The 12,665-nt window shown below is 72.5% G+C and carries 12 protein-coding genes; 6 read left to right on the top strand and 6 right to left on the bottom strand.

All coding sequences use genetic code 11. The features are described 5' to 3' along the window. Positions 1-137 precede the first annotated feature (137 nt). Positions 138-992: a L,D-transpeptidase family protein gene (locus ACFVWY_RS00865; RefSeq protein WP_389865748.1), complete on the top strand. Its 855-nt coding sequence runs from the start codon at positions 138-140 to the stop codon at positions 990-992. Between the two features lie 288 nt (positions 993-1,280). Here the strand turns inward: ACFVWY_RS00865 and metG are convergent, their stop codons facing one another. Then, positions 1,281-2,894 (bottom strand): methionine--tRNA ligase, encoded by a 1,614-nt coding sequence (gene metG, locus ACFVWY_RS00860; protein WP_389865745.1) that lies wholly within the window; start codon positions 2,892-2,894, stop codon positions 1,281-1,283. A 148-nt stretch (positions 2,895-3,042) separates the two neighbouring features. Here metG and ACFVWY_RS00855 point away from each other — a divergent pair, with 148 nt between their 5' ends. Together ACFVWY_RS00855 and ACFVWY_RS00850 are read left to right on the top strand one after the other, a co-directional pair. Continuing rightward, positions 3,043-3,696: a response regulator transcription factor gene (locus ACFVWY_RS00855; RefSeq protein WP_389866307.1), complete on the top strand. Its 654-nt coding sequence runs from the start codon at positions 3,043-3,045 to the stop codon at positions 3,694-3,696. Beyond that, positions 3,693-4,964: an ATP-binding protein gene (locus tag ACFVWY_RS00850; protein ID WP_389865742.1), complete on the top strand. Its 1,272-nt coding sequence runs from the start codon at positions 3,693-3,695 to the stop codon at positions 4,962-4,964. Before ACFVWY_RS00855 ends, ACFVWY_RS00850 begins: the two co-directional genes overlap by 4 nt. Here the strand turns inward: ACFVWY_RS00850 and ACFVWY_RS00845 are convergent. Continuing rightward, positions 4,868-6,379 carry a VWA domain-containing protein gene (locus tag ACFVWY_RS00845; RefSeq protein WP_389865740.1) on the bottom strand — a complete coding sequence of 504 codons (1,512 nt, stop codon included), beginning with the start codon at positions 6,377-6,379 and terminating at the stop codon, positions 4,868-4,870. The two genes, ACFVWY_RS00850 and ACFVWY_RS00845, sit on opposite strands and share 97 nt — an antisense overlap. 284 nt (positions 6,380-6,663) lie before the next feature. Here ACFVWY_RS00845 and ACFVWY_RS00840 point away from each other — a divergent pair, with 284 nt between their 5' ends. Both ACFVWY_RS00840 and ACFVWY_RS00835 read left to right on the top strand, forming a co-directional pair. Further along, positions 6,664-8,346, top strand: coding sequence for a hypothetical protein (locus tag ACFVWY_RS00840; RefSeq protein ID WP_389865737.1), 1,683 nt, complete (start codon positions 6,664-6,666; stop codon positions 8,344-8,346). A 39-nt stretch (positions 8,347-8,385) separates the two neighbouring features. Next, positions 8,386-8,787, top strand: a complete 402-nt coding sequence (locus ACFVWY_RS00835) for an RNA-binding S4 domain-containing protein (protein WP_389865734.1) — start codon at positions 8,386-8,388, stop codon at positions 8,785-8,787. A gap of 31 nt (positions 8,788-8,818) precedes the next feature. On the opposite strand, the gene ACFVWY_RS00830 is transcribed toward ACFVWY_RS00835, so the two are convergent. Beyond that, complete coding sequence (locus ACFVWY_RS00830; protein WP_389865732.1) at positions 8,819-9,769, bottom strand: NADP-dependent oxidoreductase; 951 nt, start codon at positions 9,767-9,769, stop codon at positions 8,819-8,821. A gap of 200 nt (positions 9,770-9,969) precedes the next feature. Next, positions 9,970-10,884, bottom strand: a complete 915-nt coding sequence (locus tag ACFVWY_RS00825) for a hypothetical protein (RefSeq protein WP_389865730.1) — start codon at positions 10,882-10,884, stop codon at positions 9,970-9,972. Between the two features lie 119 nt (positions 10,885-11,003). Between ACFVWY_RS00825 and ACFVWY_RS00820 the strand changes: the two genes are divergently transcribed. Beyond that, a complete protein-coding gene (locus ACFVWY_RS00820) occupies positions 11,004-11,420 on the top strand; it encodes a hypothetical protein (RefSeq protein WP_389865728.1) in 417 nt (138 codons plus the stop codon). Positions 11,421-11,496: 76 nt separating this feature from the next. On the opposite strand, the gene ACFVWY_RS00815 is transcribed toward ACFVWY_RS00820, so the two are convergent. Together ACFVWY_RS00815 and ACFVWY_RS00810 are read right to left on the bottom strand one after the other, a co-directional pair. Further along, positions 11,497-11,919, bottom strand: coding sequence for a universal stress protein (locus ACFVWY_RS00815; RefSeq protein WP_389865727.1), 423 nt, complete (start codon positions 11,917-11,919; stop codon positions 11,497-11,499). An 82-nt stretch (positions 11,920-12,001) separates the two neighbouring features. After that, the gene (locus ACFVWY_RS00810) at positions 12,002-12,655 is read right to left on the bottom strand and encodes an FMN reductase (RefSeq protein WP_389866304.1); all 654 of its coding nucleotides are present in this window, start codon (positions 12,653-12,655) and stop codon (positions 12,002-12,004) included. Between the last annotated feature and the right edge of the window lie 10 nt (positions 12,656-12,665).

The raw sequence follows: 12,665 nt of genomic DNA, 5'->3' as shown, positions 1-12,665 counted from the left end.
GGGCCGGTACCGCCGTATGGCCCCGGTGCGGGTTCGCGCTGACGCGGCGCGGCGTTAACTGAGGGTGGCGGCACGGAGCGCGACGGTAGGCGTCCGCCCGGACCGCCGCCACCCCCGCGACCGCCGAGGAGTCCCGCATGCCCGTGTTCCGTCCGCCGGCCGCCCGGCGCGCCCCGTACCCCGCGCGCCTGGGCATAGGCACCTGTGCCACCGCGTTGCTGCTGCTCACCGGCTGCGGCGGCACCCCTGGAGGCACCCTGGGAGGCGCTGCGGAAGACGCCTCCGCCACACGCCCCGCCGCACGGATCGGCGCCCCGGCCTCACCAGGCGTCGGCGGCCCACCGGGCGGGGCACGCGTACGGGCCGACCCCGTACCGCACGCACCGCGCGTCCACCCGCGCGAGATACCCGGGCTGGGGCCCCTGACCCGGGCCGGGATACCGGCGGGCGCCCGGCAGGCCCTCGTCGTCACCGGCGACGACTACGACTCCAGCCTCTCCACCGCGGTGCTCTACACCCGCGACGACCCGGCCCGCGGCTGGCGCCCCGTCACCGGCCGCTGGCCCGCCCGCAACGCGCTGGACGGCTGGACCGACCGGCACGAGCAGGGAGACCTCCGCTCCCCGGTCGGGGTCTACGGCCTCACCTACGCGGGGGGCCTCCTCAGCCCGCCCCGTACGGCCTTCCCCTACGACCACAGCCCGCTGTTCACGGTGGACGGAGAGGGCTTCGACGGCGAACCGCTCGAAGGCTCCTTCGACTACGTCGTCGCCATCGACTACAACCGCGCCCCCGGCACCACCCCCCTGGACCGCACCCGCCCGCTCGGCGAGGAACGCGGCGGCGGCATCTGGCTCCACGTCGACCACGGCGGCCCCACCCAGGGCTGCGTGTCCCTCCCCGCCGACCGCATGCGGGACCTCCTGACCACCCTGGACCCGGTGAAGAAACCCGTCATCGTCATGGGCGACGCCGAGGGCCTGGAACGCTGAGACGGGAGACGGGAGACGGGCGGCAGGAATCGGGAGACGGGAAGCGGGAAGCCGAGTCCGCGCCGGACGGTCCCCGAGTCCGCGCCGGACGGTCCCCTCGCGGCCCGCCGGGCCCGGTACGAGCCCGCGGTGACCGCCCCGTACGGGAGGGCCGTCGGGCCGCCCGGCCCGGTGGGCGTCGGCCTGGACACCGAACCGCCGGAGCACCGGGTCCGCCGACCACGGCGAAGGGCCGGAACCCGCGGTCCCGCGGATTCCGGCCCTTCGCCGTGTGAAGGTGAGCGGCCCCTACGCGGGCTTCTCCTCCAGGCGCGGGAACAGCACCGCGCCCTTCGTCACCGTGGCGCCCGCCGGGAGGCGGCCCCAGGTGCCAGCGTCCTGCACGCGCTGGTCGGCCAGGGAGCCCAGGGACGCCTCGGCTCCCAGCGACTCCCACAGCTTCTGCGAGGTCTCCGGCATCACCGGGTTCAGCAGCACCGCGACGCCGCGCAGCGCCTCGGCGGCCGTGTAGAGGATCGTCGCGAGACGGGCCCGGCCCTCGGGGGACTCGTCCTTGGCGACCTTCCAGGGCTCCTGCTCCGTGATGTAGCCGTTGACCTGCTTCACGAAGTCGAAGACCGCCAGGATGCCCGCCTGGAAGTCCAGCTGCTCGCCGATCTTCTCGTCGGCGGCGGCGACGGCCTTCGCCAGGCCCTCCTGGACGGCCGTCTCGGCGTCGCCCGGCGCGGTGGCCGCGGGCAGCTCCCCGCCGAAGTACTTGCCGACCATGGCGGCGACGCGCGAGGCGAGGTTGCCGTAGTCGTTGGCCAGCTCGGAGGTGTAGCGGGCGGCGAAGTCCTCCCAGGAGAACGAGCCGTCGTTGCCGTACGCGATGGCGCGCAGGAAGTACCAGCGGTACGCGTCCACGCCGAAGTGCGAGGTCAGGTCCTGCGGCTTGATACCCGTCAGGTTCGACTTCGACATCTTCTCGCCGCCGACCATCAGCCAGCCGTTGGCGACGACCTTGCCGGGCAGCGGCAGCCCCTGGGCCATCAGCATGGCGGGCCAGATGACCGAGTGGAAGCGGAGGATGTCCTTGCCGATCAGGTGCACGTCGGCGGGGAACGTCGCGTCGAACTTCTCCTGGTTGGAGCCGTAGCCGACCGCCGTGGCGTAGTTCAGCAGGGCGTCGACCCACACGTAGATGACGTGCTTGTCGTCCCACGGCACCGGGACGCCCCAGTCGAAGGTCGAGCGGGAGATCGAGAGGTCCTGGAGGCCCTGCTTGACGAAGTTCACGACCTCGTTGCGGGCGGACTCGGGCTGGATGAAGTCCGGGTTGTCCGCGTAGAACTCCATCAGCTTCGGGCCGTAGGCGCTCAGCTTGAAGAAGTAGTTCTCCTCCTTGAGGATCTCCACCGGCTTCTTGTGCACCGGGCACAGCTTGACGCCGTTCTCGTCCTCGATGAGGTCGCCGGGGAGCTTGTACTCCTCACAGCCCACGCAGTACGGGCCCTCGTACCCGCCCTTGTAGATGTCGCCCTTGTCGTACAGATCCTGCACGAACTCCTGCACCCGGTCGGTGTGACGCTTCTCCGTCGTACGGATGAAGTCGTCGTTCGCGATGTTCAGGTGCTCCCAGAGGGGCTTCCACGCTTCCTCGACGAGCTTGTCGCACCACTCCTGCGGGGAGACGCCGTTCGCCTCGGCCGTGCGCATGATCTTCTGACCGTGCTCGTCCGTGCCGGTGAGGTACCACACCTTCTCGCCGCGCTGGCGGTGCCAGCGGGTGAGCACGTCGCCTGCGACGGTCGTGTAGGCGTGGCCCAGGTGAGGAGCGTCGTTGACGTAGTAGATGGGGGTCGACACGTAGAAACTCTTCACGCTGTCGCCCCCTTGCTTCTCGGATCCAGTGGCCGCCATGGTCGAAATCCTAACGGCCTGGGGGAGACCGGTTCACACCGATAAACCCACCCGGGGGCACGGAGACCTTTGCGAAACATCCCTTCCCGTAGCAAAGACGCATCCTGGGAGGGAGCGGACACGCGTGCACGAGGCAGGGGACATCACGATGCGGGTACTGGTCGCCGAGGACGAGGAAATACTGGCGGAGCTGGTCGCCACCGGGCTGCGCCGGGCCGGCTTCGCCGTCGACACGGTGTACAGCGGTGACGCCGCCCTCGCCTACCTGGGGCTGCACGACTACGACGTGGTCGTCCTCGACCGTGATCTGCCGCGGGTGCACGGCGACGACGTGGCGCGCGGTCTGGTCGCCTCCGGCTCCCGGACCAGGATCCTGATGCTGACCGCCGCCGCCTCGACGGAGGACCGGGTCTCCGGGCTCGACCTCGGCGCCGACGACTACCTGGGCAAGCCCTTCGAGTTCCCCGAGCTGGTGTCGCGGGTCCGGGCGCTGCGGCGGCGCAGCGCCCGGCCGGTCCCGCCGCAGCTGGAGCGGTACGGCATCCGGCTCGACAGCGTGCGCCGCACCGCCTCGCGGGACGGGCGGGAGCTGGACCTCTCGCCGAAGGAGTTCTCGGTGCTCCAGCTGCTGCTGGAGGCCGACGGCGCCACCGTCAGCGCCGAGGAGCTGCTGGAGCGGGCCTGGGACGCCAACGCCGACCCGTTCACCGGCGCGGTGCGGGTCTGCATGAGCAAGCTGCGCGGAAAACTCGGCGAACCGGCCCTGATCCGTACCGTGCAGGGTGTGGGGTACGCGCTGTGATACGCCCCGCCCAGTGGCTGTCGGAGGTGCCGCACTCGCGTATCCGGGCCCGGATAGCCCTGGTGTACGGCGGGGTCTTCCTGGTTCTCGGCACGGCGCTGCTGGCCACCGTCAACCTCGCCTCCCGCGCCGGTACGAACTCCCAGGCGCGGGACATCGCCCGCACGGCGGCCGTGGTCCAGCCCGGCTACGCGGTGAACGGCCCGCTGATCACCCGGCGCAGCCTGGGCCCGCCCACCGTCTACGACCTCACCGACAACGTCAGCGACGCGGCCGGGCACCAGCTGATGATCTGGTCCGTGGCGGCGCTGCTGGTGATGACCGCCTGCGCGGTCTGCGTGGGCTGGTGGACGGCGGGGCGGGTGCTGCGTCCCGTCCACGCCATGACCGCGAAGGCGCGGCGGCTCTCCGAGCACAACCTGCACGAGCGGATCGCGTCCAGCGGCCCGGACGACGAGCTGAAGGAACTCGGCGACACGCTCGACGCGCTGCTGGCCCGGCTGGAGAAGGCGTTCGACAGCCAGCGGCGGTTCATCGCCAACGCCTCCCACGAGCTGCGGACCCCGCTCGCCACCCAGCGGGCCGCGATACAGATCGGACTGGACGACCCGACCCCGGAGGACCTCGTACGGACCCGGCAGACGCTCCTGGACAACAACCGTCGCAGTGAGCGGCTCATCGAGGGGCTGCTGGCGCTGGCGCGCAGTGAGCGCGGGCTCGCGGACGGCGAGCGGGAGACGGTGGACCTGGCGCGGGTGGTGGAGGAGGAGACCGCGCGGCATCCGGAGCGTCCCGGGCGGCCGGGGGTGACGGCCGATACGCACTTCTGCGTGGTGCGCGGCAACCGGATGCTGCTCGCGCAGCTGGTGGGGAACCTGCTGGCCAACGCGGTCACCTACAACGTGCCGGGCGGGACGGTGGACGTGTCCCTGGTGACGGCCGGGAGCGGGGCGCTGCTGGAGGTGCGCAACACCGGGCCGGTGGTGGACGCGGCGGACATCCCGGGGCTGTTCGAGCCGTTCCGGCGGGGAGAGGGCAAGGACCGGATGGGGCGCGGCTCGGGGCTCGGCCTCTCGATCGTGCGCTCCATCGCGGTCGCGCACGGCGGTACGGTCACGGCGGTGCCGGGCCCGGAGGGCGGGCTCGCCGTGACCGTACGGCTGCCGGTCGATCAGGCGCCGGTACCGGGGGCCGCCGCGGAGCCGGCTTCGGTGCCGGCGTCGCGTGCCGCGAGCCAGGCGGGGAACGCCGCGAGGACCTCGCGGTAGAACCTGGTGTCCGGGACCTCGCGGGGGGCGGGGCCCGCGTGGAAGAACCCGGCGTTCGGGGCGTCCAGCTTGCGCAGGAAGTCGAAGCCCTTGCCGTCCTCCTCGCCGAACGCGACGAACTGGAAGAACAGCGGCAGCCGCGCCGCGTCGGCCAGTGCCTGCCTGGCGGCCTGCTTGGCGTCCGGCGGCCCGTCCGTCTGGAAGATCACCAGGGCGGGACCGGTGGCCCCGGAACCCTCGTAGTGCGCGACGACCTCTTCGACGGCGCGCTGGTAGTTCGTACGGCCGAGGCGGCCGAGGCCCGCGTTCAGCTCGTCGATCCGGCCTTCGTGGTCGGCGAGGCCGACGGTGGCGGTGCCGTCGATCTCCGTCGAGAAGAAGACGACGGGGACGGTCGCGCTCTCGTCCAGGTGCGCGGCGAGCGCCACCGTCCGGTCGCCCAGGTGCTGGGCGCTGCCGTCCTTGTAGAACGGCCGCATGGAGCCGGAACGGTCGAGGACCAGGTAGACGGTGGCGCGCTGCCCGGTCAGCCCGTGCGTCTTCAGCCCGGACTGGGCGGCCTTGTACGCGTCGACGAGCCCGGGAGCGCGGGACTTGACCTTGGCGAGGCTGAACGCGGGCCTAGCGGTGGGGGCGGTGGCCTCGGGCGTGACGGGCGCGGGGGCGGCCTCGTCGGCGGGGGCGGCCTCATCAGCGGCGGAGGTCTCCCCGGCGAGGGAGGTCTCCCCGGCGAGGGAGGTCTCGGGCTCCGGAGCGGTCGTCGGCTCGGGATCGGCCTTGGCCTCGGCCTTCGCCGGTTCCGGCTCGGGATCGGCCTTCGCCTCGGTCTTGGCCTCGGCCTTCGCCCGGGTCGGCTCGGGTGCGCTCCCGGCCTCGGCTCCGGCCTTCGCCTCGGGTGCGGCCTCCGGCTCCGGCTCCGGCTCGGGCTCGGCTTCGGCCTCGGGCGCGATCGGCTCGGGTTCCGGTTCGGCGGCAGGCTCCTGGGCCTTCGGCTCCTCCACCGTCGGCTCCTGGGCCTTCGGCTCTTCCGTCTTCGGCTCTGTCGGCTCCGGCTTCCGGGCCGAACCCTGTGCCGGGACCGTGGAGAGGGAGGGCCGGTCGAAGGCCGCCGCCACCAGGTCCGAGGCCGCGTCGCCGCTGTCGCCGAGGGAGCGGGGGGAGGCCGGGGCCGGTACCGAGACCTTGGCGGCCGGGGCCGCGGCGGGTTCCGCGGCCGGCTCGTCCGGCGCAGCCGTAGCCGTAGCCGTAACGGGCTCAGGCTTCGCTTCCGCTTCCGCTTCCGCCTCCGCCTTCACTTCCGCCTTCGGCTCCGAATCCGCGGTGCGTTCGGTCTGGGGCGGGACCGTGGCCGTCGGCGCGTCCTGCTCCGCGCGGTCACGGCCGAACACCTTGCGCAGCAAGCTCCGAATGCCCATGGGTGAGGCCTTTCGCGTGAGTTGGGTGCGGGAAATGTCCGACCTGCCGGAATTGATCCCTGGCCAGGGCGGATACGTAAGGTTAGCGGCCAGATCCGGCCCTTCGGTGGTGCGGCTCTCGGGACGAGCCCTGTGCGTATGCGGTGCGGGCCTGATGGATGTCAGTCAAATGTGCTCATCGGCTCGTGAGATGCCTTGTTAACGTGACCGCGCGGTGTGTCCGGTTCAAATGCGGGCACACCGTTGTCCGTTATCCGGGATACCACCTCAAGAAGGGCTCCCACATGGGGAAACCACTGCGTGGAACGCGTCTCGCCGTCTGCGCCGCGGCGGCTGGCGCGCTGCTCTCCGGCTTTGTCCCCGCGGTCGGCGCGGTGGCCGCCCCGGCCTCCGGCACCCCGTCCGCGATGCGTGCCGCCGACGACCCGGCGACGGGCAACGAGGGCATGCCGGACGACGGTTTCGAGAACGAACCCGAGTCCGAGCAGGACGACTTCGCGGGAGCGGGAGCCGCGGCCACCGCCCCGTCCCCGCGCGCCTCCGCCCTCGCCGCCGACCCCGTCCCCGGCCGGGCCGGGGACTTCCGACTGGTGACGGGCACCGACATCTCCGGGCTCGTCACCAAGCTCGACGCCGCGCTTCCCCAGCAGGGCCTCACCGCACTCATGGAACAGGCCAACCGCCCCGCCGGCTGGGAGAGCGCCTGCGGAACCACCGGTATCTACGGCTCTGACCTGGCGGTCAACCACCGCGTCTGCTGGAAGAGCGACGACGCCGCCTCCTCGGAGTGGGTGCCGCAGGCCATCACCGGCGTCTCGGACGCGCAGGAGGACGAGGACTGGGGCACGTCCAACTCCGAGCCGATCGCCGTGGCCAGCTACGACGCGAAGAACCCGGGCCGCAGCGACTACGCCTCGGGCGCCGGTCAGTGCCTGGCCAGCCCGACGACGGACGCCTGCAACGAGAAGGGCATCCGGGTCAGCTTCTTCAACCAGGCCACCCAGATGTACCGCCACGTCCTGCTGGTCTGGCCGTACATGAACTCCAAGGACCACATCTCCTTCGACGCGCTGCACGCCCGCGAGGGCACGTGCGTCGGCACGGTGACGCCGTCCTGCGCCGCGCAGAACGGCATCCACGCGGGCGGCATGGTCTGGTACGGCAACTACCTGTACGTCGCCGACACCGCCAACGGCATGCGCGTCTTCGATCTGCGCAAGATCATGGACCTCAACCCGGACAACAACGCCGACGTCGACGACAAGACGCCGGACGGCCTCACCAGCAACGTCGTCGACCAGCGGCGCGTCGGCCGGCAGAACAACGTCTGGTACGGCTACGGCTACCGCTACGTCATGCCGCAGGTCGCCACGCTGAAGTTCAGCACGGCGAAGAACGGCGGCGAGACCGGCGGCAACCAGTGCTACGCCACCGGCCGCCCCAAGGCCTCGTACATCTCGCTGGACCGCACCGGCACCGACCACATGATCCTCGGCGAGTACTGCAACACCAACAACGGCGGCACCAGCCCCGGCCGGGTCGGCACCTACCCGATGACGGCGCTGACCGCCGCGGTCGAGGGCGCGCCCGGCACCGCCGCCGCGGCGGACCTGGCGTACGGCCTGCCGGCCGGGGCCACCTTCGGCGGCGAGGCCCTGTGGCACAAGATCCAGGGCGTCACCCGGTACGAGGGCGCGTGGTACTTCCACCGCAGCAACAGCTCCAGCAACGGCCGCCTGCTCCAGGCCACGCCTGGCACCGTCGGCGGAACGTCCCAGCTCGTCGGCAACCCGAAGATCCTTCAGTCCTCGATCGGCCCCGAGGACCTCTACCTCGCACACGGCCGCGGTGACGGCTTCGCACCGCAGCTGTGGTCGCTGAGCGAGCACGCGCCGAGCGTGTGCGGGCCGTGCGAGCGCGAGGTCTACAGCTACAACATGGCGGAAGTGATCAGCGACTTCGGCTGATCCGTACGTCCCGCGGTTCCACGTTCTACAGTCGGACCCATGGTTTCCGGTGAGGCGCCGCAGGCGGAGGGCAGTGTTCGGGTCGATGTCTGGATCTGGTCGGTCCGGCTGACGAAGACCCGTTCGCAGGCCGCTGCCGCCTGCCGCGCGGGTCATGTGAAGGTCGCGGGCGAGCGCGCCAAGCCCGCCCAGACGGTACGCGTCGGCGACGAGGTACGGGTCCGGCAGGCGGGCCGCGACCGGATCGTGGTCGTGTCGAAGATCGTGAGGAAGCGGGTCGGCCCGCCGGTGGCGGTGGAGTGCTACGTCGACAACAGTCCGCCGCCACCGCCGCGCGAGCTGGCCGTCCAGGTTCCCGTGCGCGACCGGGGCGCGGGCCGCCCGACGAAGCGGGACCGGCGCGAGATGGACCGGCTGCGGGGAGCCGACCCGACGCAGTGAGGCGCCCCGCGCCGTGATCCGCGGCGGGGGCTCAGAGCACGATCACGGTCTTGCCGCGCGCCCCGCCCGTCCGGTTCCGGTCCAGGGCCTGCGGGGCGTTCTCCAGCGGGAGTTCGGCATCGACGGGTACCCGCAGCACGCCCTCGGCGGCGCCCGCCGCCAGCACGTCGAGCAACACCGGGCTGGGCTCCAGCCGGAAGTCGATCCCGGTCACGCCCGCGGGCAGCGCGGCCCCGGCCGCGACGCCCCGGGTGGTGACGGCGACACCCCCGCGGCGCACCGGCGCGGCCCGTTCCGCGAAGGTGTCCGGAGCGGTGGAGACCAGGTCGACGACGGCGTCGACGCCGTCCGCGCAGCTCTCCCGTACCGCCGCGTCGAGCGGGCGCACGGTGGTGTCGATCGTGACGGCGGCGCCCAGCTCCGCCATCCGCCGGTGCTCATCACCGCGCACCACGGCGATCACCCGGATACCGCGGGCCGAGGCGAGCTGGGTCAGATAGCTGCCGACGCCGCCCGCCGCACCGATCAGCAGCAGCGTCTCGTGGCCCCGGAGCGCCACGGTCTCCAGGAGCTGCGCCGCGGCCATTCCGGCGGACGGCAGCGCGGCGGCGGCGCGCAGGGAGAGGCCGGGCGGTACGGCGGTGACGGCGGAGTCCTGCGGTACGGAGACGTAGTCGCAGTAGCTGCCGCCCCCGCTCGGGCTGGGCCGGGCGACCCGGCCGAAGACCAGGTCGCCGACCCGGAAGCGGTTGTGGCCGCTGCCGATCATGTCGACGTGTCCCGCGAAGTCGGCCCCGACCACCAGCGGGAACACCTGCGGCGTCGCCCCCTCGTCCGGGGCGCCGCGGGCCGACTGCCAGTCGGACGGGTTGAGCGCGGCGTACGCGATCCTGACCCGCACCTCTCCGGCCTGCGGCTCGGGCTTGGGCAGTTGCACCAGCTCGGGGTCGGCCCGGAACGCGCCGACGGCTATGGCTCGCATGCGGAAGACCTCTCAGTCGCCCCCGGTCCGGCACTCACGGGAACCACTCTTCCCCGGCCCGCCCGTCACCGCACGTCGGCGCCGGGCCCCGCTCTTTCCCGGCCCGTCCGTTACTCCACGTCGGCGCAGGGCTCGGTTCTTTCCCGGCTCGCCCGTTACCGCATGTCGGCGCCGGGCTGCGCTCTTTCCCGGCCCGCCCGTCACCGCACGTCGGCGCCGGGCCCCGCTCTTCCGCCGCCCGGAAAGGCCCTCGACCGCCGCCGCGCGAGCAGCGCGCCGACCGTCACCACCAGCCCCACCGCGCACACCGTCCACGCGGTCACGCGCAGTGAGCTGGTCAGCGCGTCGTACACCGCCGCCGCCCCCGCCGTCTCGTCCCCCGGCACCTCGGACAGCACCCGGCCCCGGGCGACCGCCACCACCGCGCGCAGCACCAGCGCTCCCAGCACGAAGCCCAGCCCGGTCAGTGCGAGGGCGCCCAGCGCGGCGGTCCCGGAGCGGCGGCGCCCCGGACCGCCGCCGCGCGCCCAGGCCCCGGCCACCGCCAGGACGGCCAGCACCACGGTCGCCACGGCGGGCCACACGCTGCCGCTGCGCAGCAGCCGGAAGGTCTGGCGCAGCTGGTCGGCCCGGTCGGCGGAGATCAGGGTGATGTCGGTGTGCTGGACCGGGATGCGGTCGGCGAACGGCACCCCGTTCTCCTCCAGGTTCCGCTTGACCTGCGCGGTCACGGGCGCCAGGTCGATGGTCACGGCCTCGCCGGTGCGGCCGTTCAGGGCGGCGGTGACGGCTTCGTGGGCGGTGCGGTTGGCGGTGGTCCAGGCGTCCTGGAAGGCGTCGGTGGTGGTGAAGGAGAGCACGGCCTGGTGGAGGAAGTCCCGTACGGCGCCCTGGAGCGGCCCGGCGTCGATCTGCTGCATCGCCCCGTCGGTGATGAGGCCGGCGACGGTGCTCTGGACGTCGGGGTCGTCGGCGAGCGGGCCGACCGCGGCGACGTAGCGGTCGGTGTTGTCGATCTCCAGGTCGACCCAGGCGGACAGCGCGCCGACCGGGACGAGGACGGCGAGCAGCACCACCAGTACCGCCGAACAGGCCGCCGAGAGATACGTCCGCACCCTCCCAGGGAAGCGTGCGGACGGGCGGTGCGCCCCGGGCCGTACGCCATCCGAGTTGCCGGGTGACCCGGCCGGGTGTGCTCTGGAGGGGACAGGAGCCACGGAAGGAGAACTCCGCCATGTCCACACACGCAGCAATGACAGCGCGCGGCCGGACGGGACCGCGGGCTCGGGCACACGGGCACAGCGCGCTCTCCTGGGCGATCCCCGTCGTACTGGGCGGGGCGTACGGCCTGTACGCCTCGTTCATCCTCCGCAACAACGGCGCGACCGGCTACCGCCAGTTCTGGTACGGCCTGATCACCGCGGTGGTGCTGGCCGTCCTCTGCTTCGCGCTGGGCCGGGTCCAGCACCGCATGATCCCCCTCGTGCGGGGAGCGTGCTACGGCGCGCTGACCGCGGCGGCGATCGGCCTGCTGGTCGGGCTGACCGGGTCGAGTGTCCTGCGCTCCACGGGCCTGGGCGTCTCGGTCGGCGTCGGCATGTTCATCACCGCGTTCTACCTCTTCTACACCCACGAACAACAACGGACGTAGCCCCCGGACAGCGGAGCGGGCCCGTACGCGAAGGCGTACGGGCCCGCTCCTTCATGTCCGTGCGACGCGGTCGCGGTCAGTTGCGTACGACCGTCACCGGGCACGACGCGTGCTGGGTGACGTGGAGGCTGACCGAGCCGAGCAGGGTCGCCTTGAAGCCGCTGTAGCCGCGCGCCCCGACGACCAGCAGGTTGGCGCCCTTGGACCGGTCCAGCAGGGACTGGGCCGGGTTACCGATCACCACGACCTTGCTGACCTTCGCCGCGCCCTCGGCGCCCAACGCCTCCTCCAGCGTCTCGTTGAGGGCCACGGTCGCCAGGGCCTGCGGGTCGAAGTCCTCCGGCAGGCCGGGCATCATCGACGCCCAGCTCGTCGCGGGGTACTCCCAGCTGTTGACGGCCTCCACCGTGTCGCCGGTCAGCTCCGCCTGGCGTACGGCCCAGTGCAGAGCCTTGACCGACGACTCGGAGCCGTCAACGCCCACCACGATCCTGCCCATCACTGCCTCCAGCTCGGTTCGGCTCAGTGCGCATCTTTCGGTGCAACTCTAATCAAACCGGGCGGTCGGGCAGGAGGCGGGGTCAGTCCAGCCGGAGGTCGGCGAGCTGCTGCTCGAACGGCACCACCTCGTCGTCGAGCCCCGGCGTCCGGGACGCCCCGGACGCCGCCCGTCCGCCGGTGAGCATGTCCGCCAGCTCGCCCCCGGCGCGCCGGATGCGGGAGGGCAGGCCCTCGGTGTACTCGTCGCCGGACGCGCCCCAGTCCTCCGAGGCCGCGTACACGGACGTCGGTACGACGGTGGCCCGCAGGTAGGCGAAGAGCGGGCGCATCGCGTGCTCCAGCACCAGCGAGTGGCGGGCGGTGCCGCCGGTCGCCGCGATCACGACGGGCTTGCCGGTCAGCGCGGTGTTGTCGATCAGGTCGAAGAACGACTTGAACAGCCCGCTGTACGAGGCGGTGAACACGGGCGAGACGGCGATCAGTCCGTCCGCCTCCACGACCTCCTTGATCGCCGCGTCCAGGTCAGCCGGCGGGAAGCCGGTGACCAGGTGGTTGGCGATGTCCACGGCCAGGTCGCGGAGGTCGATCACCCGGACCTCGACGGGGCGGTCCTGCCCGGCCAGCAGCCGCTCACGGGCGGCCCCGGCCACCCGCTCGGCCAGCAGCCGGGTCGAGGACGGGCTGCTCAGCCCGGCCGATACGGCGACGATGCGCACGGGCTCGGTGGCGAACACGGTCGTCACG

Origin of the sequence: Streptomyces sp. NPDC058195 (genome assembly GCF_042883525.1) — a bacterium.
GTDB lineage: Bacteria > Actinomycetota > Actinomycetes > Streptomycetales > Streptomycetaceae > Streptomyces.
This window is presented reverse-complemented; position numbering and strand designations above follow the sequence as displayed.